The organism is Pseudomonas sp. GW821-FHT09E04 (assembly GCF_059416185.1).
Window position 1 is genome coordinate 516,231 of the sequence record NZ_JBWKOR010000004.1, and the last position, 26,803, is coordinate 543,033.

22 protein-coding genes are annotated in these 26,803 nt (G+C 57.9%); all 22 read right to left on the reverse strand.

Annotation, left to right across the window (positions count from 1 at the left end; genetic code table 11):
• Positions 1–5: 5 nt before the first annotated feature.
• The gene (locus tag AC07N4_RS17470; protein ID WP_102620691.1) at positions 6–431 is read right to left on the reverse strand and encodes a hypothetical protein; all 426 of its coding nucleotides are present in this window, start codon (positions 429–431) and stop codon (positions 6–8) included.
• Positions 432–465: 34 nt separating this feature from the next.
• Positions 466–864, reverse strand: coding sequence for a hypothetical protein (locus tag AC07N4_RS17475; RefSeq protein WP_102620690.1), 399 nt, complete (start codon positions 862–864; stop codon positions 466–468).
• Positions 865–1,039: 175 nt separating this feature from the next.
• A complete protein-coding gene (locus tag AC07N4_RS17480; protein ID WP_146013070.1) occupies positions 1,040–1,444 on the reverse strand; it encodes a hypothetical protein in 405 nt (134 codons plus the stop codon).
• A 41-nt stretch (positions 1,445–1,485) separates the two neighbouring features.
• Positions 1,486–2,235, reverse strand: coding sequence for a lysozyme inhibitor LprI family protein (locus AC07N4_RS17485; protein ID WP_493065616.1), 750 nt, complete (start codon positions 2,233–2,235; stop codon positions 1,486–1,488).
• A 159-nt stretch (positions 2,236–2,394) separates the two neighbouring features.
• Complete coding sequence (locus tag AC07N4_RS17490) at positions 2,395–2,907, reverse strand: hypothetical protein (RefSeq protein WP_102620688.1); 513 nt, start codon at positions 2,905–2,907, stop codon at positions 2,395–2,397.
• Positions 2,908–3,070: 163 nt separating this feature from the next.
• Entirely contained in the window at positions 3,071–3,760 is a 690-nt protein-coding gene (locus AC07N4_RS17495; protein WP_493065615.1) for a hypothetical protein, read from the reverse strand.
• Between the two features lie 39 nt (positions 3,761–3,799).
• Positions 3,800–4,378, reverse strand: a complete 579-nt coding sequence (locus tag AC07N4_RS17500) for a hypothetical protein (RefSeq protein WP_493065614.1) — start codon at positions 4,376–4,378, stop codon at positions 3,800–3,802.
• 130 nt (positions 4,379–4,508) lie between these two features.
• Positions 4,509–5,369, reverse strand: a complete 861-nt coding sequence (locus tag AC07N4_RS17505; RefSeq protein WP_493065613.1) for a tetratricopeptide repeat protein — start codon at positions 5,367–5,369, stop codon at positions 4,509–4,511.
• Entirely contained in the window at positions 5,362–8,232 is a 2,871-nt protein-coding gene (locus AC07N4_RS17510; protein ID WP_493065612.1) for a hypothetical protein, read from the reverse strand. Before AC07N4_RS17510 ends, AC07N4_RS17505 begins: the two co-directional genes overlap by 8 nt.
• A gap of 35 nt (positions 8,233–8,267) precedes the next feature.
• Positions 8,268–10,322, reverse strand: coding sequence for a type VI secretion system Vgr family protein (locus tag AC07N4_RS17515; RefSeq protein WP_493065611.1), 2,055 nt, complete (start codon positions 10,320–10,322; stop codon positions 8,268–8,270).
• A 28-nt stretch (positions 10,323–10,350) separates the two neighbouring features.
• Positions 10,351–11,367: a serine/threonine-protein kinase gene (locus AC07N4_RS17520; protein ID WP_493065610.1), complete on the reverse strand. Its 1,017-nt coding sequence runs from the start codon at positions 11,365–11,367 to the stop codon at positions 10,351–10,353.
• Positions 11,364–12,092 carry a PP2C family protein-serine/threonine phosphatase gene (locus tag AC07N4_RS17525; protein WP_011336583.1) on the reverse strand — a complete coding sequence of 243 codons (729 nt, stop codon included), beginning with the start codon at positions 12,090–12,092 and terminating at the stop codon, positions 11,364–11,366. Before AC07N4_RS17525 ends, AC07N4_RS17520 begins: the two co-directional genes overlap by 4 nt.
• Complete coding sequence (gene tssM / locus AC07N4_RS17530) at positions 12,092–15,631, reverse strand: type VI secretion system membrane subunit TssM (RefSeq protein ID WP_493065609.1); 3,540 nt, start codon at positions 15,629–15,631, stop codon at positions 12,092–12,094. Before tssM ends, AC07N4_RS17525 begins: the two co-directional genes overlap by 1 nt.
• 13 nt (positions 15,632–15,644) lie before the next feature.
• Positions 15,645–16,520, reverse strand: coding sequence for a type IVB secretion system protein IcmH/DotU (icmH, locus tag AC07N4_RS17535; protein ID WP_007954389.1), 876 nt, complete (start codon positions 16,518–16,520; stop codon positions 15,645–15,647).
• Between the two features lie 5 nt (positions 16,521–16,525).
• The gene (gene tssK, locus AC07N4_RS17540; protein ID WP_096817226.1) at positions 16,526–17,857 is read right to left on the reverse strand and encodes a type VI secretion system baseplate subunit TssK; all 1,332 of its coding nucleotides are present in this window, start codon (positions 17,855–17,857) and stop codon (positions 16,526–16,528) included.
• Between the two features lie 2 nt (positions 17,858–17,859).
• A complete protein-coding gene (gene tssJ, locus AC07N4_RS17545; protein ID WP_102620680.1) occupies positions 17,860–18,360 on the reverse strand; it encodes a type VI secretion system lipoprotein TssJ in 501 nt (166 codons plus the stop codon).
• 5 nt (positions 18,361–18,365) lie between these two features.
• A complete protein-coding gene (gene tagH / locus AC07N4_RS17550; RefSeq protein ID WP_096817222.1) occupies positions 18,366–19,559 on the reverse strand; it encodes a type VI secretion system-associated FHA domain protein TagH in 1,194 nt (397 codons plus the stop codon).
• Between the two features lie 18 nt (positions 19,560–19,577).
• Positions 19,578–19,718, reverse strand: coding sequence for a hypothetical protein (locus AC07N4_RS17555; protein WP_003229566.1), 141 nt, complete (start codon positions 19,716–19,718; stop codon positions 19,578–19,580).
• A 93-nt stretch (positions 19,719–19,811) separates the two neighbouring features.
• Positions 19,812–21,338 (reverse strand): sigma-54 interaction domain-containing protein, encoded by a 1,527-nt coding sequence (locus AC07N4_RS17560; RefSeq protein ID WP_493065608.1) that lies wholly within the window; start codon positions 21,336–21,338, stop codon positions 19,812–19,814.
• A 10-nt stretch (positions 21,339–21,348) separates the two neighbouring features.
• Positions 21,349–24,006, reverse strand: a complete 2,658-nt coding sequence (tssH, locus tag AC07N4_RS17565; protein WP_493065607.1) for a type VI secretion system ATPase TssH — start codon at positions 24,004–24,006, stop codon at positions 21,349–21,351.
• A gap of 11 nt (positions 24,007–24,017) precedes the next feature.
• On the reverse strand, positions 24,018–25,025 hold the full coding sequence (gene tssG / locus AC07N4_RS17570) for a type VI secretion system baseplate subunit TssG (protein ID WP_096817216.1): 1,008 nt from the start codon (positions 25,023–25,025) through the stop codon (positions 24,018–24,020).
• Entirely contained in the window at positions 24,989–26,776 is a 1,788-nt protein-coding gene (gene tssF / locus AC07N4_RS17575) for a type VI secretion system baseplate subunit TssF (RefSeq protein WP_096817214.1), read from the reverse strand. Before tssF ends, tssG begins: the two co-directional genes overlap by 37 nt.
• Positions 26,777–26,803 lie beyond the last annotated feature (27 nt).

Here is a 26,803-nt window from a genome sequence, read left to right on the forward strand (position 1 = left end):
TCGTCCTACTCCCACTCGCATCCGGACTCTAGGGAGGAGTCGATGTTGGGGTTATTCAAGAAGTGGTAAACCTTTCCGTTGGACTTTTTCGTGTACTTCATCGAGACGATCTGCGTCCCTTGAGTCACGAAATCGTAGGTTCCCGCAACCTTGCCATTGACGACTTCAGACCACGTTGTGGCTCTCTGCCAAGGGGCGTCGGGACCGAGCATCTCCTCCTCGGAATCCGTCAACACAATGGAGATGGGCTCGCTGGACTTGGCATACTTGACGAATCCACCTGACCATTTGCTTGAGGAGTCGTAGTAGGTACGCAGTTCGAACTTCACCGGGCTGTCCTGTGAAAGTTCGAAGCAAAATGATTCGGTGGTGACCTTCGCATAAGCCATCAGGGGGAAGAGGCTGACCAGCAGAAGAAGGGCTTTTTTCATGTTCATTTCCTTATGAGTGATCGGGGGCCCGGGCCTATTCCGATCCCGCTACACACTGTCCATCCTGAAGATCAGGAGCCAGCGCCCGATTTCCCGACAGATACCAACTCGCAAGCGACTGACTCTCGCAATAAGCGTTCTTCTCGGCATCGTAATAAAACGCGACCTTGTGATTGGCCATCCCGCCCCGGTTGGGGACAAACAACTCGACGGCGAACACGACATCGGGCAAAGCAGTTTTTCTGTCCGACATCAGCGTGGGTGGCCCCAGAAACTTACAAGGCACGCCGTCAAAAGGCAGATCCAACCGGCCGTCTTGATACCTGTAAATCGCGCAAATGCCATTCGGATCTTCAATCACCACGGCAGCTATCGTTCCACCGCTCCAGTTCACCACGCCATCTGCAATGGCGCGAAAACTCTCGGCAGGCATTTGGTCTTCCTTTGTGAGTGCAGCGACCATCGCGGTGGGCATTGTATGGCTTGTACTGACACCGGCTGGCGCTGCGTTTGCGGACAACGCCCACGTCAACGCCAGGAACAACAGGGGAACGACTTTCACTCTAAATCCCCGAAGGCATGGCTGACCGATATGCAATGCACGACCCTTACTGCGCCGTACATTCAGGTTCAGCGAGATGTTCACCATCAACGCGGAATTTGCATAATTCGGTAGTTTCATTCACTCCAACCAACGACATCAGCTTGAAGGTCAACTGCAATTCGGTGTCGAAAAACGTGGCCCTATCCAATGAGACATCGGTGAAGCCGTTGTTAAAGTTCTTCCCTTCAATGTCGCAGAACTCCATCGAGTCGCTCGCTGCTCCTTGTCCCCCAGGCTTGAGAATCTGAATATTGACGCAGGGGCTATCGAACGTTTGGTAATAACGGACCAGTTTTCCGGAAACGTAAGCGACATCGGCTTTGTATATATCGACGACCGGCCCTCGTGCGTTGCCTGCAAATGCACAACATGAAAAACACAAAACTGAAAACAGCGACAATCCTTTCAAGACTCACCCACTCCATAAACCTGTTGATCAAATGCTTTAGTTCACTGTTTGCTCTTGTCCGGAGCCATAGCCAATTGACGGGCTCGCTCTATCGTCGCGCGAATCAAGCAGGAGTTCGACCACTCCCCGAAAACCGATTTAGACGATTTCGGCTCAGGCAGACACTCCGCATCGCGAAATTTCATCCAGGCCCTTTGGGTTTCTCTCAGACCTTTCTGTGCATTTTCGTCCAACCGTTCCATGCGCTCCCGGTAAACGAGGTTGAGCAGTGCATCCGTATCCGTCACAACCAGATCAAGCGCTCCACTCGACGCAGTTGGCCACACAACGTCCGCCAACGCCTGCTTGGTTTCGTTGTTCCAATTGTAGAAACCGTTCTCTTCAATCTTCAGCCAGGCAGAGCGCCTATGATGATTGGTCGGATCGGTCGCACTGACTTCAGACTGGTAAACAATCTCCAGATAGATCGGGTCGGTTGAGCGCTGAGGATCATTCAGCAGCGTTTGGCGAACGATGGCCCGTTGTTTTTTGCTCTCGGTGATTTCAATCGAAAAGCATGGGTCCGGGCCGGGGCGATCGGCTGACTTAACCCGCTCCAGACACTCTTTACGAAGAGCCATAGAGGTATCACCCGGCCCCCCTCCTACGTCGAGAACCCTGACGAGCAGTCGTATTTCTGGATCTTTGGAAAAATCTGCCTGAAGCACCGTTGCGATAAACGTTCCCTCTGCCTTGGCAAGAGACGACAGCAATGACAGCAAGAAAACAACGCCGATTCTAAACACTTTCATTCCTTTGTTTACCTGGAAAATCAATAAAAGCTTGCAAAGCATCTCGCCTGAGCTTGATCAACTAACAAATGATGCAGATCTATTTAAACACCTCGCCATAAAAACCAAAGAGCGCAACAGACAAACCCATCCCCATTGATACTTACCCGCCGACCCCAGTTACTCTGACTCCCCTTCGTACTTCTGAGACTCAGAGTTGAATCGCCAAATATGCGGAGTAGTCAAGGGCTCTCCATCTTTGTATTTTATTCTGCCGCTTGACTCCCGCTTATACGAATAAACCTTGATATCTTTAAAAACGTTTTCCTGCCGGCCTCCCGACTCCATGACTTCAACTTTTGCAAAGTAGCTAGCGCCAATCAACTTCAAATACCCGTGGCACTGAAGTAAAAAACTAAAAACTCGATCACCGCTTGAGCCGACACCAGTTGATGCTTCAAAGATGAAATCATCGATATCATCATCATTGAAATCGCCGACAAAAACGACCCTTCCATGATCGACTAGAAGTTCCTTGCCGTCTTGTGTCGACAACACTTTAATTTTGCTTTCGCCGATTTTCCAATCGGAAATAAAACTGACTGAATCCTTCTGAACATTGCAGACTTCACTATCAGAAGCCCATGTTAAACATGGAACAATACCGACTATAAAAAAAGCTAAATATTTCATATCAAATATTCATAATAAAATAATTTCCACCGGGCCTTACAACACCTTGAGAAAGGCCGACCCCATACGAAGAATCGAAGAAAATAGATAAAAAACGGGACGAATCTATTTTCGTAAAACCGAGCGCAACAAATAAATTCGCCCCTCTTTGCGCTTTATCTAACTAAATCTTGTTAGGCATCACAGCCTCAAATGACGCTTTAATATCACCTAGCTTCGGATCACTTTTTAGATTTGACCTAGGTAAACATGCAGAAAATGTGACTGTCGCGCCTTTCACACCTTTCAATCCATAAAAGCAATCGAACCACAGGCCATTCTTTTCCAAAGAGAATTTGCTCTCGGCAGCGGCAACTTCATCATCAGAACTCCAGAGCATGAAGGGAGATATTAATACTCTGACTTCGGCGGAACCCGACGCTGACGAATGAGCAAGATCTACCGTTCCCGTTTCCAATCCTTGCTGAAACGAAGCATCCGCAGCGTAGTTGTAGATATATCTACCACTTCCATCAAAACGTCCAGATGCTGCTAAGCTCTTTGCAAACTCAACAGGCTCAATCAGGAAAACATTTTCTTCTGTCAAAACATCTGGATTTAAATTGACATTCGAAACAAGTTCGCCATAGCACACACCACCCTCTGCCCTCACGTTCAACTTGAAGCCGGGAACCTCGGGAATTAAAACACCACAGCTATCCAGAGATGCTGATTGAGCAATTGGTAAAAACGCGAAAAACGAAAAACCTCTGAGCAGTATCGAGACAAATGGGACTGACCTGCTTAAGCTCCCCACCAAAATCAACGCCATTGACCACAACAAATACACCCGCCCCCTTCTGCGTCCATTCAACCCCCCTCACCTTTTGATAAAACTTGTTATGCAGTTAAACTAATTTACAAAATCAATAGCTTCGACCATGTTAATTACTTCCTGCAGGGCTGAGTTCTTTAAATCATCTAGATAGGCTACATCGCCACTACCGCAAAGTGCAGCTGAGTCGTGAGGAATACAGAAAGCAAAACCACGAGTTCTGCTTCGCTCTTCACCATTCGTGACATCTTGGGATATTCCAGGAGCTGTCCAATTTTTCCCGTTCAATACATAAAAGGTATTGTGCATTGCAGTATTAGCTTCTACGTCGGAGTCAAGGCTCATAACCCATCCTTTATCAGTGACTTTCCCTCCCGACAGAGCGGCTATCGTTTCTGAGTCAATAGGGTCAATGCACAAAAACTTCAAATTCACTGCTAGTGGGCGTTTAGCTTTTGGCTTGATTACTTTAGAAAATAAAAAAATACTTGGGGTTTCCCCTCGTTCCACCTCAAAACTTCCATTGTATAAATTATTCATAGTGAACTTGCATTTACCTAGATCCGCAAGAATCATCGAAGGCGATACGCCATCACCTCCGGCGAGTGCAGCTGTGGCGAACAAAAGAAACGCCATCATCCAAAACTTTTTCACCATTTTTCTCACCTTCGAATGAAAAATGGACTAGTAAAAAATCAGTAACCAGGGGATCAGAACAAATAAATCCGTCCCCTTTTTCTTTTAACGTCCCTTTAAATAAGAACAACACTCATACAAGCACAGTCGACTATTGGCCCAAGCGCTCTCCAACTCGCACTGGAACTTTTTCCAACATGCCACGCTTTAACATAGCCGCACGATAGTCAACATACAAAACCTTTGCTTCATTATTTCTTCCAAGCGCCCAAAGTGAATCTGCAACGTTAAGTTTCAACGGTATTCTGTCAGGAGCAAGAGGTAGTAATTCGTTATAAATTTGCATTGCTAACTGGTGCTCCCCCCCCTGTGCCAAGTAGAATGCAAGATCATTATATGACGAAATACTTTTCTCAGGAGGATAGCATGCCATATAAGAAGGAACCCCCATAAAAATATAATCTCTCAATAAACTGGCTCGAGATTCACTTTCAGTAACCCCAGCCACATTAGCAATCAAACCACTCGGTGAGACGCCACCAGTAGAGGTGTCAAAAATCTTTCCTGTCGCCATCTTCCACACTTCACCATGCCATGCTCCATCACACTGCTGCACCGATCCAATATTCTTAACACAGCCTGTTTCCATTGAAATTACATCGCAGTACGCTTGAGAGGAAATTTTTTCCTTACCGTTCTCATCTACAACTTCCCCTGCATCTGTTCGTTGAACCATTAAATATTTTTTCTGGGGAGACATCATGCTTATATCAGAGCTGGCCACAACCCCATCTTCTGTCGAATCAGCTCTTGCTGGAAGCGAGTAAATCTTGAATTCTTCCGTGGCGCTTCTGAATTGAATGTCATGCCACCCTCCATATTTTTCTTTATAGTCTACAAATCTGACCACATTCTCTTTTGCGCCAACAACTTCCAGCGTCGAACTATCGGCACAAACAGCACCAACACCCAACATGACAATAAAAAATGCTAATGAATATTTTTTAATCATTTGCTGCCGCCTTTAAATTAGTGTACCTATCCAACGGCTCCGTCATACCAATCCGATTAGGTCCATAAATATCAGTAATTTTTCGTTCATAAGCTGCGTGATTACTACCCCATGTTGTTATATCTTTGCTAACTGTAGGATTTTCCAAAAAGAATTTGTTTAACGCTCTTTTTAGGTTTGCACCTACGTTATTCGGCCGATTGACATGTTCATCCAAAACCGTAGCTAGCCCAAGCGTTGACAAGAATAGCTGTCCAACGGTAAAACTATAGGTACTTATTGTTTTAATACGAACATCTCTCAATCGATCCACAAACTCTGATATTTGAAGCTCCACGTATTCAGGCGAGCCCACTGCACAAGACAAAACGGAAACAGGCTTACATTGAATAACTTGCAGAAAGTTATGCTCCCCGCAACCCTCCCGTAACTTATTCTTCAAAGGCCCCTTTTCAAGTTTTTCACCACTTGAGTATTCTGGATCTTGGTAATACATCCTAGGTTCAGCGGCACTAAGATCCAAGTACCATCCTTGATTTTCAAACAGCTCGACATACTCATCAGGATAAAGCATCTTGAAATTTTTAACTTGAATCGGCAGTTCGCCCTCGCCATCAGTATTAACTGTTTTTTGCATTGCGCCCGCAGATATTATTTCACTGTCATATGCCTGGACGGTATTCACCTTCCCCTCGTTTTCACACATAACAGAAATAACTTTTTTCTCAAAAGCGGTAACATTTTTAGCTGCAGTTACAGCACCCCACTGAGGGGCATCACCCAATTTTCCTTCACCCCACGCTGCCGGACCATAACGACCATGATATCGAGTAACTTTCACAACTGGATTACAGGAGCATTGTTTCTTCTTTTCAAAATTCCCTATAAGCCCTATGGAGTGAATATGCCAAACCTTGCCATCTGAATTTAGCGCTTCCTTTATAGCTACATCTTTCCACCACGACATTTCCTTGATTCGTTTTTTTTGCGCTACCCAGTTTAAATTAGGCACATCTACCGTATGCCCCATCAATCCATCCAGCGCATCCCACTTGTTCGCGTCGTAGTACCACTCACTTTCACACTTAGTGACAAGCTGAGATATGGATTGTGCAAACCAAGGCTTTGCAAGTGCCGCCTGAATTTCTGTGGTTGTCAGCTTACCGTTTTTGTCAGTATCAATTATGTCGTACAACCCTTCCTTTACCGGCCCTTTAATTGACGTACTTGCCATAGGAACAAAAGTAGCTTTTTCCTCTTCGGTAAGCAGATCGCGATCATGAAGATACGAAGAAAGGTGATCGGCATTGCTCCCCGTTTCTTCAATGAATTTAAACCCAACCCAATCCCATGGATTATGGCGAGTAGTTATCAAGTCCTTGTCGCCCAACCATCCGCTAATCGGATTACCTTGTGCATCCCCCAGCAGTCCTTCAAGAAGCCACCATCGAGTCGTGCTGGTAGCTGCTGGACTGGCACCTACGCCTGGTGTAGTGATAGTTTGTTTGATTTTTTTTGAATCTGGCAGACTCTCTAAAACGCTGGTTGGAATAATCAGATCAAACTTATTCACCACACCACTATCATTGGCCTGAGGTGGATTTGTCGCACTGATATCCGAGCGATGGGTGATAAGTTTTGTATCCTTGTGAACCTTCATCAGGTTTTTTTGAGCCGCAGGCAAGGCAGCGGCTTTTTCTCGACTAAGAGAAACAAACTTCTCAACATCTTCGCATGTAAAAACCTCTACATGGACCAAATTACGAGCTATTCCCTCATCGTGCTCCTGATAATGACCGGCAAAACCCACCAACGCTCCAGCCTTGATAGCTACCGGATTATCGAGCAGAACAACCTTCCCCAGATCCTTGGGTTCGGTCTTGGTCTCAAGTGAAGGAAACCATACATAACCGCCAACATTTCCGCTCTCATCAGGGGCAAGTGCGGGGATCGGTGTTCCATTCACGACCTTTACGAGTTTCCGATAATTTCCAACCGCTCCCTCTTGGCTAATCTCAACTTGAGTGCCAGCAGGCAGTATCGACATAACCTCACCGGTAGTCGAACCGCTCCTACGCACTCTCAAACCCTTGGCTTGATTAGCAGGGATATTTTTCGCTAGCTCGCCAATCAGGTACTGATTTTCGCCTTTACTGTTCATTTGGGCTTTGAATACCCACCCGCCTATAGCTGCGAATTGGTCAGCTTCCGGCGCCACACTGACAACTTTTAGCCATTTTCCATCTGTACTCGCGACTCCCGTTGTAACAGTGGTGCCACGTGGCAATGTAGTCAGAATATTGGTGTAGCCCGCTGTCCCTGGGAGGTCAGCGCGTACGTTCAAACCCTCGACGGGATCACTCACACCCGCTTTTACCTGATAGCCACCATTAGCCCAGTATGAAGGCCGTTCCAACATGGGTGTTTTCGTCCTGTAGCCTTCCATGTCCAACAGGTGCATATAGAGACTATAAAACGTCAATATCGGGCCCGCAGCCTGAGCGGCGCCCGAGTTGGCAGAAGGTGTAGGGGGAGCGGGCATCTCCAGGAGATGCTTTACCAGCACGAAGCCTGTCGAAGCAAAAGCGGTGCGATCCGTATATACCGTGGCTGGATAGGTGTCATCGATACGATAGGCAACTACTTGCCCATCAGCGATACAGCGTACCTCGCTCTGTGCAGAGACTAATCCGGAAGCCTCATCAAAATGCACGCCGCCATGCCACAAGCCATTGCCGCCAAGTGGGTAATAACCATCCTGCGCCTTCGCTAAGGCCGCGTAATACCGCTGTGGATCTGTGCCACCCGCACCACCAATCTTTATCGGGTAAGACCACTTTTTAACTTTCACTGGCTCTGTCATTTGTACTTTTACCTAGTCCTTTTTTCCGTTGGCGGTCAACCAGAGAACCTGATCATTCGCATTGGTCGAGGGTCAGCCTTCTGAGGCACCGCATTCCCCAACGCCTGATCCATCAAACTCCCCGCCTTATCCTTATCCGCCGCCCCGGGGAGCACCGGCGGCTTAATCCCGATCCCGGTGCCACTCCCCGCCGAACCGCCAGCATTAATCTTCACCACCGGCCCAACCACGGTCACACCACCGCCATCGAGCTTGATGAAACTGCCGCCGCCGAGAATCGTCAGCTCAGTCCCCGCCTCAATGACAATCTTGTCCCCAGCCTTGATGTGTATCTCTTTCCCGGCACTCGTCAGTTGCGCAGTCCCGAGCTTCACATGCTGGTTCTCACCAATGGTCAGGTGGTCGTCCATCCGTGCTTCGATCTTGCGGTCGCTGATGGTGGTGCGGTGTTCTTCGGCCTTGAGTTCGGTGTAGGTGTTCTTCACCACCGTGTCGTGGCGTTCGTTGCCGACCCGGATCTTCTGGTCGTGTTCGACGTTTTCGTCCCAGTCGCGCTGGGCGTGGATGAAGATTTGTTCGGCGCCTTTTTTGTCTTCGATGCGCAGTTCGTTGTAGCCACCGCCGCCCGGGGAGCTGAGGGTTTTGAAGACGCTGCGGGTTTTGTTCGCCGGCAGGGCGTAGGGCACCGGGTTTTCCTTGTGGTACAGGCAGCCGGTCACCAATGGCTGATCGGGGTCGCCTTCGAGGAAGGTGACGAGGACTTCCATGCCGATGCGCGGGATGGAGATGGCGCCGTAGCGGTCGCCGGCCCAGGAGCTGGAGACGCGCAGCCAGCAGCTGGTCTTGTCGTCGGCCAGGCCTTCGCGGTCCCAGTGGAATTGCACCTTGATGCGGCCGTACTGGTCGCAGTGGATTTCTTCGCCTTTGGGGCCGGTGACCATGGCGGTCTGGCTGCCGAGGACGCGGGGTTTCGGGTGTTCGAGGGCGGGACGGTAGAACACGTCCCACGGGGTGGCGAGGAAGGTGTTGCGGTAGCCCTGGTGGAAGTCGTCCTTGTTGTCGGTGGTGTCGCTGGTCACCGATTCTTCGAGGACTTGCGGCTGTTTGCCTTCGTGGAAGATTTCGGTGAGCAGCCACAGGTCGTTCCACTCGCTGCGCGGGTGATCGGACATTTCCATGAAGTGGCCGCTGACCAGTCTGGTCTGGTCGCCGCGACCTTCGGCCTGGCGGTAGTCGGCACGATGACGTTCGAGGGCGCGCTGGCTGAGGAACTTGCCGCGCGCGCGGTCGATGAAGCGGCCGGGGTAGTCGTAGTCTTCGAGATCCGGTTCAGCGTCTTTGCTATCGAGAGCGCCATCCGGTTTGTACGCTGCTTCCATTTGCAGGCGCGGTTTTTCGAAGTCGTAGTCGCGGCGGGTGGTACGGCTGGTGCGGGTTTCCAGGCGCAGCCGGAAGCCTTTGAACACCGGCTCTTCGGCGACCATGCCGCTGCCCTGTACGTACGCAGTGGGCTGGCCGAGATTCGGGAACACGGTCTGGTCATCGCCGAACACCAGCAGGTGGCCTTTCGGGTTGTGCTGGAAGTGGTAGTGAATGCCTTCCTCTTCGCACAGGCGCTGGACGAAGTGCAGGTCGGTTTCGTCGTACTGCACACAGTAATCGCGATCCGGGCAAGGCTGGCTCAGCTGGAAGCTGTAGGCGTTGCCCTTGATGCCGTGCTCGTCGAGGATCAGTGCGATGATTTTCGGCGCCGACATCTGCTGGTAGATGCGCTGGTTGGTGCGGTGATGCAGGTATTGCAGCTGCGGCACCAAGGAGACTTTGTAGCGAGTCAGGCGCTTGCCGGCATCGCCCTGGGCGACGCGGTAGATCTGGCCGTGGATGCCCGAGCCTTGTGGATCGAGGGCGAGGAACGCCTGTTTGTGCAGGAGCTTTTCCAGGTCCAGATCCGGGTTTTCGCTGACCAGTTCCAGGTCGAAACGGAATGGCTGGCTGATGCCTTCGGTGCCGGTGAACGACAGGACTTGCAGGTCGCCTACGTAGTCTTCAACGGTAAGGCTGAAGTGCGTTTCGTTAGCTGGGTTGAACATAGTGTGCTCCCTGTTCGAATGTCATCCGTTACGCCCGCAGTCGCAAACGCTGCAGCCAGGACGAGGTGGTGCCCATGGCGGCACGCGCAAATGTTTCATGCAGGCGGTCGGCAGTGATGGTGCGCTCTGCCGCGTTGAAGCTCAGCGCCGTACGCAGCGCTGGCCAACACTGTTTGGGTAGGTGCTGCGGAGCTTGCAGTTCGCGATCCAGGTGTTCGTCACGGGCCTGGGTCGAGGGCAAGCGGCGGAACGGGTGTTTGCCGCCCGCGAGTTCATAGATCACGCAGGCCACGCCGTACACGTCCGCGCTGGCCGACAACGGTTGGCCCTCGAGCAGTTCGGGGGCAGCGTAGCCCGGGGTCCAGGCATTGAAGCGCTCGCGGCTCAGGTGCGGCAGGCCGGGCAGGATGCCCTCCTCGGCTTGCCCGAGACCGAAGTCGAACAGGCGCACGCCGTCTTCGCAGAGCATGACGTTGCTCGGTTTCATGTCACCGTGCAGCACGCCGCGACGGTGGGCGTAGGCCAGCGCGTCGAGCAGCGGCAGCGCGATGTCGCGCAGTTCTTTCCACGGCAGGCCCAGTGGCCGCTCGCAGAGCAGTTTGTCCAGGGTCAGGCCACGCATGAGTTCCATGGTGATGAAGGCCCGCTGGCAATCGGTGTCCACTTCGAACGTGTGCGGTCGCAGCACGTTGTCGTGGCGCAGACGTCGGGTCAGGGCGAACTCGCTGTAGAGCAAGGCACTGGCGTCCGGCGACTCGGCAAATTCTTCGCTGAGGATTTTCAGCGCAATGTAAGGATCGGGATCGCCGAACTGTTCGTGCAGCAGATCCCGGGCCCGGTAAACCGCACCCATGCCACCGGCCCCGAGCAGACGCTCGAGGTGATAGCGGCCGGCGAGTACGTCCGGCAGTGCACCGATGCTGGCCTTGGTCGGCGCCAGCAGAGGCTCTGCCTTGTTTTCCTTGGCGAAGGCGAAGTAGGTCAGGTTGTTGGCCTGCTCTTCGCTCATCAACAAGTCATCGACTGAGGATTCGAGTTCAGTCATTGGCGGATCACCACGGCAGTCAGATTGTCGCGAGCGGCACCCCGCAGGGCGCCGTCGAACAGACGTTCCAGCGCCACATGCGGCGCCGCCAGGCTGAGAGCGTTGCCGAGGGCATCGCTGCTCAAGCCTTGATACAAACCATCGCTGCACAGCAGGAACACATCGCCCGGATAGACCTCGAGTTCCAGCACATCCAGGGTCAGTTGTTCCGCCGCGCCGACCGCCCGGGTCAAGGCCTGGGCCGCCGGGTGCGCCGCTGCCTGTTCGACGCTCATCTGTTGCTCGTCGATCAGTTGCTGCTGCAGCGAATGATCCTTCGACAGCTGATACAAACGCTGCCCGCGCCACATGTAGCAACGGCTGTCGCCGGCCCAGATGCAGGCCGCGCGATTGCCGTCCACCAGCAGCGCCACGACAGTGCTGCCCATGATGCTGTCGTGACGCCCGGCGGTGACGGTCAACTCTTGCCCCAGTCGCCGGTTCAGCCAGTGCAGGCACTGGCGGATGGCTTTGAGGCGTTCGTCGAAGTCTTCGTGCTGCGGCAATTCAGCCAGGCTGGCGACGATCAACTGGCTGGCGATGTCGCCACCCTGATGACCGCCCATGCCGTCCGCGACCACCCACAGCCCATGCTGCGGGGTGTCGAGGAAGGCATCTTCGTTGCGCGACCGCACCTTGCCCGGGTCGGTTCGCGCCGCGCTGCGCCAGGGACTGGCCACCAGCATCAGAGCTGCACCGGCATACGGAAGGTACGCATCACGCCCATGTCGAACGGGTTCGGCGTGCGCTGGCTGGTCAGCAGGTAGTTGGCGCGCAGGCCACCCACGTCGGCTTTCAGCACCAGCACGTCGCGACCGGTCAGGTACTCGGTCTGCATCAGGTCGAACAGACGGAACAGCGACCACGGGCCGGAGTTCTTCTCGATGCCGATCGGGCGGCCGGCCATCTTGTCCATGACGAGGCTGGTGCGACCGTCTTCAGCATCGGTCGGCCACTTGAAGTTCATCGGCAGGATCGGACCGTGGCGGTATTCCATGGTCTTGTCGCCGAACTTGAACTCGGAACGGCTGACGGCCGGATCGAGGGTGTACGGCTCAAGCTTGAACTGCACGGTCGGTTCGGCCGGGTTGATCGAGAAGAAGCTCTGGCGAATGTTCAGTGCCGCCGCCATCTGGTCGAGGAAGACTTTGGACACCGGCAGGCTGCGACCGTCGATGCTGCGCATCCGGTAGCTGCCCGGATCACCGCTGACGAACGGACGCATGTAGCTGTCGAAGAAGCGGTCGATGGTACCTTGAGCCCGGAAGAACTCGCGGAAATCGCTGATCGCCACGTCGCTGGTGCTCGACGCGCTGAACGGGTAACGCTGGTTGATGGTCTTGCCATACACGCTGTACAGCTCGCTCTGATAACGGCCGTTCAGGTATTGGTAGGCATCGTTGAGCACCAGGCGCCACGAGTCTTCGGCCAGCACGTTGAACCACACGCTCAGCGGACGCGGCAGACGACCGGACGCATTGCGCAGGTTGGTCAGCGCATCACGCTGGCCGCTCATGCGGGTCTTGGCCAGCTCGAACGCGGCTTGCTCCGGCGTGCTGGAACGGGCGAGGCCCGCCAGTTGCAGTTGCAGGTCGTTGAGCGCGGCGAATGCCGGAGTCAGGTCAGCGGCCGGGCCGTTGTTGTCGTCGAGCAGCTTGTGCAGCGGTTCGAAGCGACGTTGCAGCGACTTCTTGGCGGTGTCCGGCAGGTTCTTCGCCACGTTCATGGCCGCAGCCTTGTCCGTCAACGCCGAAGCAAGTTTGCCGACCTTGCCGAGTTTTCCCTTCTGACCCGCCAGCGCATCGGCGGCGTCACCGGCTTCATCCACCGGCTCAGGAGCCGCCGGGAAGCGGGTGTTTTCACGCACTTCGGTCAGCAGCGCCAGCACCGGCGAGTTGGCCGAGGTCAGGCCCGCCAGTTGCTCGGCGCCTTCACCGGCATCGCTGATCGGTGGCAGCGCCACCTGGCCAACGGCCTCGCTCCAGTAGTTGGCGTAGTCGCGGAAGTACAGTTGCTCCAGCTCGACCATCAGGCGACGCAGATCCATGTCGCTGATGCCCGCGCCTTCGCCCAGCACCCAGTTGTCACGCAGGATGTCGGTGACCAGCGCGGAGCCCTGTACCGAGAAGTACTGCTGATAACCGGTCTGGGTGTAGAAGCCCGGGATCACGTATTCGGTGCCGATGAACAGCGAGCCCTGCGGGCCGAGATGTTGGCTGAAGCGATAGTCCGGCAGGTTGCGCGCCTGCTCACGGAGCATGCGGTAAACCACGTTTGCCAGCGATTCACTGCGCAGAACCTGACGCGCCTGAGTCACCAACTGCTCGTTGAGCGGGTAGATAAACGGCAGCTTCAGCAGACGCTCAAGGTGCGCGTTCAAACCGTTCTGCACCGCGGTGTTGCCGGTGTAGCGCTGCGACCAGTCGGTGGCGACCCAGTCCTTGAGCCATGCCGCGTCGCGACGATCCTTCATGTTCAGCATCAGGTACGCGCGCAGGCTGTTGATCAGCTTTTCGCGGTCCTTCATGTTGGCGCGGATCTGGCCTTCGAGCATGGTGGCAACGCGCGGCAGCAGTTGCTTCTCAAGCTCGCGCTCGTACGCTTCCTTGACCACCGGATTGACGTCCTGGCCCTGATACAGACCGACGCGCTCGTGGTACGCGGCGTCGCCCTTCTTCGGGAACACCTGAGTTGCGGCGTAGCTGGTGTCGAGGGTTTTCAGCGTACCCATGGCGTCATCGCGCGGCGACAGTGCCGTGCGTTGCTGGGTCCAGTTCTGCGCCAGATTGCGCAGGTTTTCCAGACGCTCGTAGTTGGCCGAGAAACCACCGGCCCAGAGCATGCCGAACAGCGCCAGTGCACCCAATGCACCGACGTACAACGCACGCTGGCCCCAATGGATACGGCTGCGTTCGCGCTTGTCCAGACCGGCCAGATCGGCCTCCGGGAAAATCACCCGGCTGAGCAAGTGGTGGATGAAACGCGAACGACCGCTGCGCAGCGTCGGCAGCACGCCGGCGCTCATGCCCAGACTTGCGCCGATACCGGCGGTGGTCGAATCCATTTCGTGGGTCAGGTGCGGTGCGCTGGTCAGGTAGAAACCACGCAGTTGCGTCGCTCGCTGATAGCGGTTGCCGGTGAACGCCATGTCGACGAACAGGCACAGGCGCTCGCCGATCTGTCCCATTTGATGCGGGAAATCGAGGATGCGGCCACGGCGCTGGGTGTCGCGCTCGGAGTGCATGCGCATGATCACCTGGCTGTTGAGGCGACGCAGCAGCTCTTCAAATTCGCTGCGCAGCACAGCCACGTCGGTGCCGACCTGATCCTTGCGGAAACTGGTACCCAGCACCTGATCGCTTTCTTCGCGGGTCAGTTGGTCGAAGAACTCGTCGAAGCCCAGCAGCTTGTCAGCCTTGCTCAGCACCAGATACACCGGCACGTCGACGTGCAGTTTCTGATAGACGTCTTGCAGACGTGCACGTACCTGGCGAGCCAGAGTGTCGATGTCCTGCTCGCTGCCACTGGTGAGGGTTTCCACCGGAATGGTCACCAGCACACCGTTCAGCGGACGGCCACGACGACGCTTGCGCAGCAGTTCCAGCAGAGTGGTCCAGGCGCTGCCGTCGACTTCCGAATCCGGCTGGGTCAGGTAGCGGCCGGCGGTGTCGATCAGCACACCGTGATCGGCGAAGTACCAGTCGCAATGACGGGTGCCGTGGGTGTCGCGGGTCAGCTTGCGGTCGATCTTGTTGATCGGGAATTCCAGCCCGGAGAAGTCCAGCAGGCTGGTCTTGCCGCTGGCCTGCGGACCAATCAGCAAGTACCACGGCAAGTCACTGCGCCAGCGCTCGCTGCGGCCGCGATACAGGCTCGAAGTCTTCAGGGTTTTCAGGGCGTCCTTGAAACGCTCCTTCAACTCTTTCTGCTCTTCTTCGATCAGGTCGTCACGACGGATACGGTCCTGGCCGTCTTCGGTTTCTTCGACGGCTTTCTTGCGGATACCGGCGCGCCAGCTGACGAAGACCATGGTCAGGCCCCAGATCAGGAACAGCACGCTGATGGTCAGCAACCGGGAGGTCGAACCTTCCCAGAACTTGTAGTCATCCACCGCCAACAACGGGCCGACAAACCACACCAGCAGGGCCACTAACAGCACCAGCAGCAAGGTCCAGACCCAGGTCTGGCGCAGGAAGGCGCCGACTTTCTTGAAAAACTTTTTCATCACACGTCCCTGTTTACGGCTGCGACTGCGGCTGGACCGCGGCCGGATCAAGCGGCTGATAAGGTTGCAGAACGGTGTCGCGCTGCTCGCCCAAGACCCAGGCGAAGCCCGAATACATCATCACCAGACAGACGAAGGTGAACAGCACCACCATCCACGCCGGCACGATGCGCACCAGGTTGCGGCGCTGATCGTTGAGGCCTTCCCACTGCGGCGACAATTCGCGCGGCACGTCACCACGCAACTGACGGATCTGCCGGTACAGGGCGTCGCGGATGCCTTCGAGTTCCAGCATGCCGCGCGCCTGTACGCGGTACTTGCCCTCGAAACCGAGGGACAGGCACAGGTACATCAGCTCCAGCATCGGCAGGTGCTTGACCGGGTTTTTCGACAGCCGATCGAGCAGCTGGAAGAACTTCTCGCCACCGAAGGTTTCGTTGTGGAAGCTGCTGAGCAGGCTCATCTGCGACCACTCGCTTTCGTTGCCCCACGGCGTGGTCACGACGGCTTCGTCGACCACGGTGCAGAGCACGTAACGGGCGGCCATCACCTGGCTGCTTTCGGCGCCGTTATGCAGGGCGCGCACTTCAAACAGCTTGAGCCCGGCGGTCAGGCGCTCGTTGAGCGCGTAGAGGTCTTCGCGGGTTTCGCTGTGCTTGAGGCGCACCACTTCCGACAGCAGTTCGGACGACGCGGCCACCAGCGAATTGAGGCTGATGTTGAAGGCTTCCGCCGGGCGCAGGCGCGCGGCGTAGATCATCCGTTCTTCCAGTTGTTCGAAGCGCGGTGGCGCAGCGAAGTCGGTCAGCGGACTCGCCGCCGGGCCATGGCCCTGACGGTCGAGCAGGACGGTTTTGTCGTCCTGGTTGTGTTCCATGTCCTTGATCATGTCGGTCAGTTCCTGATGGCCCAGAATTTCAGTTCAAGCTCGGCGAATTCGCCGGACACATGGAACGCGAAGCCGCCGGAGCGCTCGAGTTGTGCCAGGTCTTCGGAACTGAGTTCGAGGATGAAATAGGTTTTGTTCGAGTGGAACGCGATCTGCCGTGGGGCCACCGGCAACGGTTTGACCTTGATCCCCGGCAAGTGCAGGTTGACCAGTTGGCGGATGCGCTCCACCGGGCCGACCTTGAGGTGCGCAGGCAAGCGGTTGCGCAGTTCTTCGGAGTCGCAGTTGGCACTGGCTGCCAGCACGAACGACGCCGAGCCCAGCAGTTTGTGGTCGTGCAGCGGCGACACGATGATCCCGTACTGACGTGCTTGCAGGATCAGCTCGATGGCGTGTTGTTCCAGCACCATCGACAGCACCTGACGGATCGACTCCATCAATTTGCGGAAGCTCGCACCCTGGTCGGCGTGGGAGTAGCGGCTGTCCAGACGCGGGCGTTTGCTGTCGCTGGAGAAGGTCGCCAGATCGCCGAGCATGGTCAGCAGCGTGCGGTACAACTCTTCCGGGTGAACCTGCTCCAGGCCCAGGTAGTGGCGCAGCAGCAGTTCGGTGCGGTTGATCAGTTGCAGCATCATGAAGTCGCCGATTTCCGCGCCGCCGACCTTGCCGTTCGAACGAATACGCTCGGCAATGGTGTCGCCCCGGTGACCGAGCATGCTGATCACTTCTTTCAGGCACGACAGCAGGTAGCTGGAGGCGTGGGCCTGAATGTAGGTCGGCACGAAGTCCGGGTCGAGGCTGATCACGCCGTCCGGCGTGGTGTCGAGCACGTCGCAGATCTTCAGCTTCACGTAGGCCTGGTCGCTCTGCTGCTCGCCGAGCAACAGCTTGAAGTCCGGGCGACCGCATTTGACCTGGCTCGCCGAATCGTCGCCGGCGTTGGAGTCGGCCACTTCGGTTTCGTAGGCGGTATAACGCGCGAGCACGTCGGACTGCTCCGGGCGACGGGCCTCGATGTGGTTACCGGTAACCAATGGCAGTGCCAGGTAGATCGGCATGTTGCCGGTGTTCGGCGGCACGTCCAGCGCCAGCGGTTCGGTGTTGCCACCGAGTTCGAACAGGCTGCCGTCCGGCAGGATCCCCGAGGCTTCACTGATCACCAGTTTGCCCATGTTGAGGAACTGCAAGTCGATCTCGAGATTCAGGAAACCCCAGGTGTAGCCGCCCAGCAACTGGGTGCGGGTCTTCATCTGGTGATCGTAGTAGCGGTCGTTGTGCTGGAAGTGCTGCGGACGCAGCAGCATGCCTTCCTGCCAGATGACTTTATGGGTATTCATGATCAGTCATCCGCCTTGGCGAGCACTTCGTTGGTTTTGCGGATACCGGCCTGGTCCAGCGTCAGATCGGCTTCGGTGACTTCCAGCGGCGTGATCGGGAACGTGTGGCGCCACTTGGTTTCCGGCAGGTCGCGATACGCGGCGAGGATGCCGATGTAGCGGCTGCCCTCCTCCACGCTGAGTTTCAGTTCCACGGTTTCACCCGGGCGCAGCTCGAGTTCTTCGCTGGCCACCAGGTCCGGGTTGAGGGATTCCTTGGCGCGCTCGTAGAGGCTGAAGAAGTCGGCGTTCTCGAAGGTGACCGGGTGCTTGAGTTCGAACAGGCGCACCACGATCGGCGACGGACGACCGTTGAGGTCAGGGTTCAGTTGATCGCTGCCAGTGATCTTCAGGTTGATCTTGGTCACTTTCGAATACGGCGACATCGACGAGCAACCGGCGAGCAGCACCAACAGGGTGAGCGCGGTCAGCGTCTGGAAAAAAGCGGTCGAGCGGCGAGACATGCGCATCATCCTTGGTGGTCGGTGTGGAGGGTGGAGATCAGGCGGATCTGTTCTTCGTAAGCCTGGGCGAAGTCGCGGGCCAGCAGGCGCTCGCTCCACTCATCGTCCTGACGCAGCGCGTGGTGGTAGCGGTTGAACGCTCTCCAGCGGCCGCCGGAAGTGGCGAGCAACGGCTTGTTGTCGCGCTCGAAACGCAGGGTCAACTGCTCCGGCGAGAAGTGCTCCAGCGTGCCGCGCACCGCCGCACGGCTGGCGGTCAGCAGCGCCACCTGATGCGCCTGCAAGTCGCGGAACGCACGGGAGATCGCCTGCTCGGCCGGCAAGTGGCCCGGCTTGTGCGGCTGCAACAGGATGTCCAGCGCTTCGCTCGGATCGACGGCGAATTTCAGCGGATTCTTGTTGGTGCCTTGCACGGTGGTCTGGGCCAGGCGCAGTTCGTTTTTCAGCTCGGAGCGGGTGCGCAGGCTCTGTTGCAGACCGCCGATGCTCTGGCGCAGCAGACGTGCGGCGTTGACCGCCAGCGCCTCGCGCTCGTCATGGCTCAGGCCTTTCAGATCGACACCCAGCGCTGCACCGAAGTGATCCCAGAAACCCTGTGGCTGACGCTCGACCTCTTTCGGTGCCGGCGCAGGTTCAGGCTTGGGCTCGACGATCAGCTCCGGCACCATCAGGCTTTCCATGTCGATGCGCGCATAGTCGGCGCGCTGACGGGAGTCTTCGGGGTCGGTGACCGGCGCGAGCATTTCCTCGAATTCCGAGTACACGCGCTCTTGCTGCTCCAGCGACTTCAACGGATCGAGGTCGAGGAACGCGTCGTCCGGAATGATGGTGCCGGCGGCCCGTGGCAGGCCCGCTTCACCGTCGAACGTCGCCGGGTCGCGCACCAGTCGCGCACGAATCTCGAAGTCGCCCAGCACGTAGGTGCTGCCGTGTTCGATACGCACCGGTTCGCCCTTGTGCAGACGAGCGCCGCTGTCGCCGTCCTGCACACCGTTGCTGCTGGTGTCGGTCAGGAAGAACGTGCCCTCGCGATAACTCACGATCGCGTGGTGGTTGGACAAGTGACGCTTGCGGTCAGGGATGATCCAGTCGCAGTCCTCGCCCCGCCCGATCACGCCGCCGGCCTGTTTGAAGGTCCGCTGGCACAGCTCGGTGGGCACGAACTGCTTGGTGTTCAGCATTTCGAAAACCAATTCCATGTTTGATGCTCCTTGCGGTCACTTGCCGCGATTGACCGCCTGCGGATCACCCAATGGGCGGTAATCGTTATCGTTGAATTTGTAATTGCCGCTACAGCCGCCGAGGCCGCATAGAACGACGAGGGTCAGCAGGACAGCGTGCCAGTGACGAACAGACATCAGAGGGTCTCCAGGTGTAGACAAAGCACAAAGCGCCGACCCTTTCGGGCGGCGCTGATATAAGCGGACGAGGTGAAACCGACGGACCTTTGCCTACCCATCGAAGTCACCCAGATTGATGTTCAAACGGCCAAGCCGGTAAAGCAGCGTGCGCCGGGGCAAGCCCAGTTCCCGGGCGGCGAGCGTCTGATTGCCGTCGTTCTTGCGCAGGCAATCGAGCAGAAGATTGCGTTCGACCGCTTCCAGTCGTTCGCGCAGATTGAGGCCGCAGTGGTCTTCCGGCGCCGGTGCCGGTTCCAGTCGCAGCGAAAAATGCTCGGCCAGCAACTCACCGCCCTCGCACAACAGCACTGCCCGTTCGACCAGACCTTTGAGTTCGCGCACGTTGCCGGGGAAGGTGTAACCGGACAGGTGATCCAGCGCCGCTTCCGACCAGCGCACCGGATCCCGCTGCAGGAATGCGCAGGCCTTGTCGGCGAAGTGCTTGGCCAGATCGAGAATGTCGCCTTCGCGCTGACGCAGGGCCGGCAACTCGATCGGGAATTGCGCGAGACGGTAGTAAAGGTCTTCGCGGAATTTGCCTTCGCTGACCAGCACCGACAGGTCGCGGTGAGTCGCGGCGATGATGCGCACGTCGATCTTGTGGGTGTCGTTGGAACCCAGCGGACGGATCTCGCCTTCCTGCAACACGCGCAGCAACTTGGCCTGCAACGCCAGCGGCATGTCGCCGATTTCGTCGAGCAACAGCGTCCCGCCATTGGCCGCGTCGAACAGCCCGGCGCGGTCGCGGTCGGCGCCGGTGAACGCGCCTTTGCGGTAGCCGAACAGCTCGCTTTCCAGCAGGTTTTCCGGGAACGCCGCGCAGTTCTGCACGATGAACGCCTGGGACCGGCGCGGGCCGCAATCATGGATCGCCCGCGCGACCACTTCCTTGCCGGTGCCGGTCTCGCCGCGCAACAGCACGGTGTACGGGCTGTGCAGGACTTTGCTGATCAGCGAGTAGGTCTGGCGCATGGCCGCGCTCTTGCCGATCAGGCCGTAGCCGCTGGCACTCGGCAGGCTGCGCACGATCGGCGCCGCTGCATCCTGCGGTTGCCGCAGACGTTGCAGCAAATGCAACTGACCGAGCACGAACGAGCCGAGCTGACCGAGGGAATCGGCAAACCCTTGCAGGTTGATGTGGCGACGGCTGGCGCACAGCAACAGGCCTTCGACCGCCTTCTGCCCGTTGACCAGCGGCACGCACAACAGCGACTGCCACGCCGCGAACGATGCCGGCAGGAAACTGGTTTCGTGCAGGCTGCCGCCCAGGTCGTCGAAGCACACCACGCGGTTCTGGCACAGGGCGAACTGCAGCAATTGCTCGCCGTTGTAATCCGCCGGCAGGCTCGCCGCACCACGCGGTTGCAGCAAGCCGTCGAGGCACTCGGCGTTCATTCCGAGGCTGGTGTGCGTGGCGTCGAGCAGGTACAGCTGCGTCAATTCGCAACCGCTCAACCCGGCCACGCCGCGCACGAAGTCACCCAGCAGCGCAGCACCGTCTGCCGAGCGCGACAGGCTGGCGAACTGCGCCAGCAAGGCTTCGGCATAGAGCAGTGGCTGCGGCACTTGAGTGAACATCACACTCACCTCAGGCGAACTCGCAGGTCACGCTGGCGTCGCCGTCGAGCGTCGCATGCACGCGCTTGAGGCTTTCACCGGTGGCCATGGCGTCGAGCAAGCGGTCGGCCACCAGCGGCAACACGTGCTGGTCGAGCAAGTGGTCGATCAGGCGCGCACCGCTTTCGCTCTGGGTGCAGCGCTCGGACAGGTGATCGACGAGGTTCTGGCACCAGCTGAAATCCAGCTGACGACGGTTCAGGCGCTCGCCCAGACGACCGAGTTTGATCTCGATCAGCTCGCGCAGCACCGGGCCGCCGACCGGGTAGTACGGCACCACTTTCATCCGCGCCAGCAGCGCCGGTTTGAAGTGTTTGCTGAGCACCGGGCGAATGGTTTCTTCCAGCACTTCGGCGGTCGGGCGCGCGCCGTCTTCGCAGAGGTCGCTGATCTTGTCGCTGCCCAGGTTCGAGGTCATCAGGATCAGCGTGTTGCGGAAATCGATCTCGCGCCCTTCGCCGTCGTTGGCCACGCCTTTGTCGAAGATTTGGTAGAACAGGTTGAGCACGTCCGGGTCGGCCTTCTCGACTTCATCGAGCAACACCACCGAGTACGGTTTCTGGCGCACGGCTTCGGTGAGCATGCCGCCCTCGCCGTAACCGACGTAGCCTGGCGGCGCACCGATCAGGCGGGAAACAGTGTGCTTCTCCTGGAATTCGGACATGTTAATGGTGGTGATGAAGCGGTCGCCGCCGTACAACAGGTCGGCGAGTGCCAGTGCGGTTTCGGTCTTGCCGACGCCGCTCGGGCCCACCAGCAGGAACACGCCGACCGGTGCGTCAGGCTTGTTCAGACCGGCAGCGGTGGCGCGCATCGAGCGATCCAGTGCGTGGACGGCTTGTTCCTGACCACGGATGCGGGTGCGCAGGTCAGTGGCGAAGCTTGCGACTTTGGCGTTGTGTTCGCGGGCCAGTTGCGCCAGCGGCACGCCGGTCCAGGCGCTGATCACTTCGGCCACCAGACGCGGGCAGACCTCGAAGCTGACCAGACGCTCCTTGACCTGAGCGGCGGTCAGGGCGCTGTGGGTTTCGTTGAGTTGCGCTTCCAGCGCTTCGACGCTGAGGGTCTCGTCGATTTCGGCGGCGTGGGTTTCGATCACGGTGCCTTCGGCGTCTTCCTCAACGGTGACAACCGGCTCGACCGCAGCGGCTTCACGGGCCTTGGCCAGTTGCTGACGCAGCTCCAGCAGGCGCTCGGCCAGTTGTTTCTGCTCGGTCCACAGGGTTTCCAGTGCGACCATTTCGTCTTCGGCTTCGTCCAGACGCGCTTCCAGTGCATCCAGCGCTTCGTGGTCGATCAGCAGACCGGCTTCGGCATCGCGGCGCAGGGCCTGACGCTGACGGCCACCTTCAGCCAGCTCGCCACGCAGGCGCTCCAGGCTTTCCGGGGCAGCGGCGAGGCTGATGCGAACGCGGGCGCAGGCGGTGTCGAGTACATCGACCGCTTTGTCCGGCAGTTGGCGACCGGCGAGGTAGCGGGCGGACAGTTCCGCTGCCGAGACCACCGCATCATCGCGCAGGTAGATACCGTGGCTCTTCTCGTAGACCTGAGCCAGGCCACGCAGGATGGTCACTGCTTCGCTCACGGTCGGTTCGTGCAGCTGAACCGGTTGGAAACGACGGGCCAGTGCCGGGTCTTTCTCGAAGTATTTCTTGTACTCGGCCCAGGTGGTCGCAGCGATGGTGCGCAGTTCGCCACGGGCCAGCGCCGGCTTCAGCAGGTTGGCCGCATCGGAACCACCGGCATTGCCACCCGCGCCGATCAGGGTGTGGGCTTCGTCGATGAACAGGATGATCGGCTTCGGCGAGGCTTTGACCTCGTCGATCACGCCTTTCAGACGACGCTCGAATTCACCTTTGACACTGGCGCCGGCCTGCAACAGGCCCATGTCCAGCGACAGCAACTCGACGCCCTTGAGCACTTGCGGCACTTCACCGGCAGCGATGCGCGAGGCCAGGCCTTCGACGATGGCGGTTTTACCGACACCGGCTTCACCGACCACGATCGGGTTGTTCTTGCGGCGACGGGCGAGGATGTCGACCATCTGGCGGATCGCGCCATCGCGGCACAGCACCGGGTCGAGTTTGCCGTCGCGGGCCTGTTGGGTCAGGTTGTGGGTGAAGCGCTCCAGCAGCGATTCGCCTTGGGCAGCCGGTTTACCGTTGGCCGCTGCTTGCGGCTGTTGCGACAGGGCAAATTCTTTCAGGCGATCGATGTTCAGTTTGGCGAGCAACGGCTGGTAGCGACTGCCGGCGTAGCGCATCGGGTTGCGCAGCAGCGCGAGGATCAGCGCCGCGTCTTCGACCGAGGTCTGACCCAGTTCAAGGTTGGCCACCAGCAGCGCGTCTTGCAGCCACTGCACCAGCTCCGGCGCGAACACCGGGTTGCGCGAAGCGCTGTGTTCAACCCGCGATTGCAGGGCGGCGCTCAGTTCGCCAGCGTCCACATCGGCATCTTGCAGCGCGCGGGAGAGCAGACCGTTCGGGCGCTCCAGCAGGCCCAGCATCAGGTCTTCGACCAGAATCTTGCTGCCGCCACGAGCGACGCAGCGCTCGGCCGAACGCTCCAGATCGCGACGGGTTTCGGCGTCCAGCGCCTGGATGAGTTGTTGCAGGTCTACGTTGATCATGGCTCACGTCCTTAATGAATTTTGCTGCCGAGTGTCACCACGCCGTCTGCTTTCTCGCAGCCCAGCCAACTGGTCCACCCCAGGCGACAGTCGTTCTTCTCGCCGATGCGCAGTTCGCGGATTTCTTCCGGGCGCAGCACCAGGCGAATGTCGTAATCGAGCGGGTCACGCAAGGTGAACCGCACCAGCGCGCAGAGCGGCTGGTAACCGAAACCGATGGGCAGGAATTCGTGGAAGCGTTCCCAGTCGAGTTCGGTGATGTGAATGCGGAACTTGCCGCTGCGGTCGCGCACGTGTTCGCCCAGCACCAGGTCTTCACCCAGCACGCTGTTGGCGAAGCCGAGGCGGTTGCGTTGCTCTTCGAGGATTTCCACGCGGCGCTCGATGCACTGCTCGATGACCAGGTCTTCGTGCTTGAAGTAGTAACGCAGCACCGCTTCGATCAGCGCCGCCGAGTGCGCCCGCAGGCTGAGCAGGCCGAGGTACGGCAGCAGGCGTTTCCAGTTCAGTTCCTTGGCCCGGCGGATCTCGTCGCCGCCGAGGCCGATCAGGGCGAACAGCTGCGACGAGAACGGGTCAACCGCACCGCTCTGGAAGCTCGCGCGATAGCGATACTTGCGCCAGATCGGCAGCAGCAGGCGTTGCAGGCGATGGTGGAACAGGTCGAGGAAATTGCGCGTCGGGTTGCCGTCTTCACTGTCGCCCAGGGCTTGTTCGCCGTAGAACGCCGGCAGCGGCGAACCGGAACCGACCAGGCCGATCAGGTTGAAACGCAGGCGCGCGCGCATCTGCCCGTGTTCTTCGAAAAACTCCACGCGATCGACGTCGCTGCCGGGAAATCCCAGGCTCGGGTTGGCCTGGAATTCCAGCTGGTCGTACAGATCGTCTTCGCTCAGGTACGGGTGCGCGTCGCGCAGCCGGTCGATCACCAGCAGCACGGCCTGAAACAGCGAGTACTCGCGTATTACCCGGGTCAGCCCGCTTAAAGCAGGGGCTGCAGACCCATACGTGGTGTCCATTGGTACACCTCTCCCTGTGTGCTTTTTACCCGCAGCTCGTGGAACGAATTGAGACTGGCGTAAAGCGCGAAAAACTCGTTGAGAACCGAGGCGAAGACGAACAGGTCGCCTTCACCGATATACCCTTCCGGGTCGATGGTCAGTTCGGTACGCAAACCGCGCACCGGCAGACCACGGTGCAGCCGGTCCACGTGGTGATGCTTGATCAGTTTCAAACCGCCGAGCAGGCGCTTGCTGACCTTCTCCGCGTGCTGGTCGTAGTAGCGCGGCAGGTCGTAGGTTTCGAGAATAACCTTCAGTGCATTGACGTCGGCCAGCGACAGATAGTTAAGCGACATGTTGCTGATCAGCTTCCACAGGAAGTCACGGTTCAGCGGCGGCGCGAAACTGGAAGTGGCCGGGGTGATGTTGCGGAAACTCAGGAACTCCGGCGTTTCTTCGCAGGCCATGCAGATCTGCCCGAGCTTGAGTTTGCGCGGCAGGTTCTGGTTGGTGCAGACCAGCTCGATCGACAGGGTTTCGTGGGCTTCGGTGTGGCGGATACCGAAGCTCAGATAGGTGTCGAGGCCGTCGTGCAGCAGCGACGAACGCTGGCGGATGCTGTAATGCGGACGGCTGTTGGGCACATCGAAACTCGGGTCGTGCTCGAAGGATTCGAACGGCACGTATTCCTGATAACCGAGGCCGCCGGGCTTCCAGCCGGTCACGGTTTCCACCGAAAACACGCCGCAGTTTTCCAGATCGAATTCCGCCGGCAGCAGCAGGTATTCATCCTGTTTGCCGTCGAGGCGGATCGGCAGCGCGTCGTGCTTGAACAGGTTGACGATCGGCGTGCAGAACAGCTTCACGTTATCCAGGGTCGGACGCATGCGCATGATGCCGCTCTTGCGGATATCGAAGCGCAATTCCAGGCCACGCATCTGCTTGAGGGTGTCTTCCGGCAGCGCCTTGAGAATGTCCAGACCGTGGACATCGACGAACAGGAACTTGTCCTGGAAGGCGAAGTATTCCTGCAGGTAGCGATAGCCCCGGAAGGTGTTCAGCGGATACGGGATCAACGCTTCTTCTTCGGCAAAACCCACTGGCTTGACGCGGTCGCCCGGAATCTTGAACGCCATCGGTTTGCCGCTCACACCGTCGATAGGCTTGCCGGCGCCGTCGAGCGGGATCAGTTCGATGCCGTCGAGGTTGCGCAGCAGGCTCAGGTAGAGCATCTGGCTGATGTAGCGCTCACCGGCAAAGTGCAGACGCAGCTTGCTCAGCTCCAGCTCGCCGAGGTGGCCGTCGGCACTCATTTCCAGGCGCAGGCTGAGCAGCGAACCGTCGCCCTTCACCGAGTAGTTCAGCGCGGCCAGATCCAGCGCCATGACTTCGGTCGGGTAGCAGGTGCGGAAGCGGCAACGCACGTCTTCGATCGGCACGCTTTCAATCGGCGTATCCCGCTCGACCTTCAGCGCCGGCCCCGAGCGCTTGAGCGGATCGAACTGCAGAATGCTGAACGCCGGCAGCGGGCGCATGTAGTTCGGCCACAGCAACTGCATCAGCGAATGGCTGAGCTCCGGCAACTCGTCATCGAGCTTCTGGCGCAGCCGCCCGGTCAGAAACGCAAAGCCTTCCAGCAACCGCTCCACGTCCGGATCCCGCCCGGCCTGTCCCAGGAACGGCGCCAGCGCCGGACTACGCTCGGCGAAACGGCGGCCCAGTTGGCGCAGTGCGGTGAGTTCGCTTTGGTAGTAGTGGTTAAAGGACACGGGTTACCTGCCTGGTAGTGGAACTCA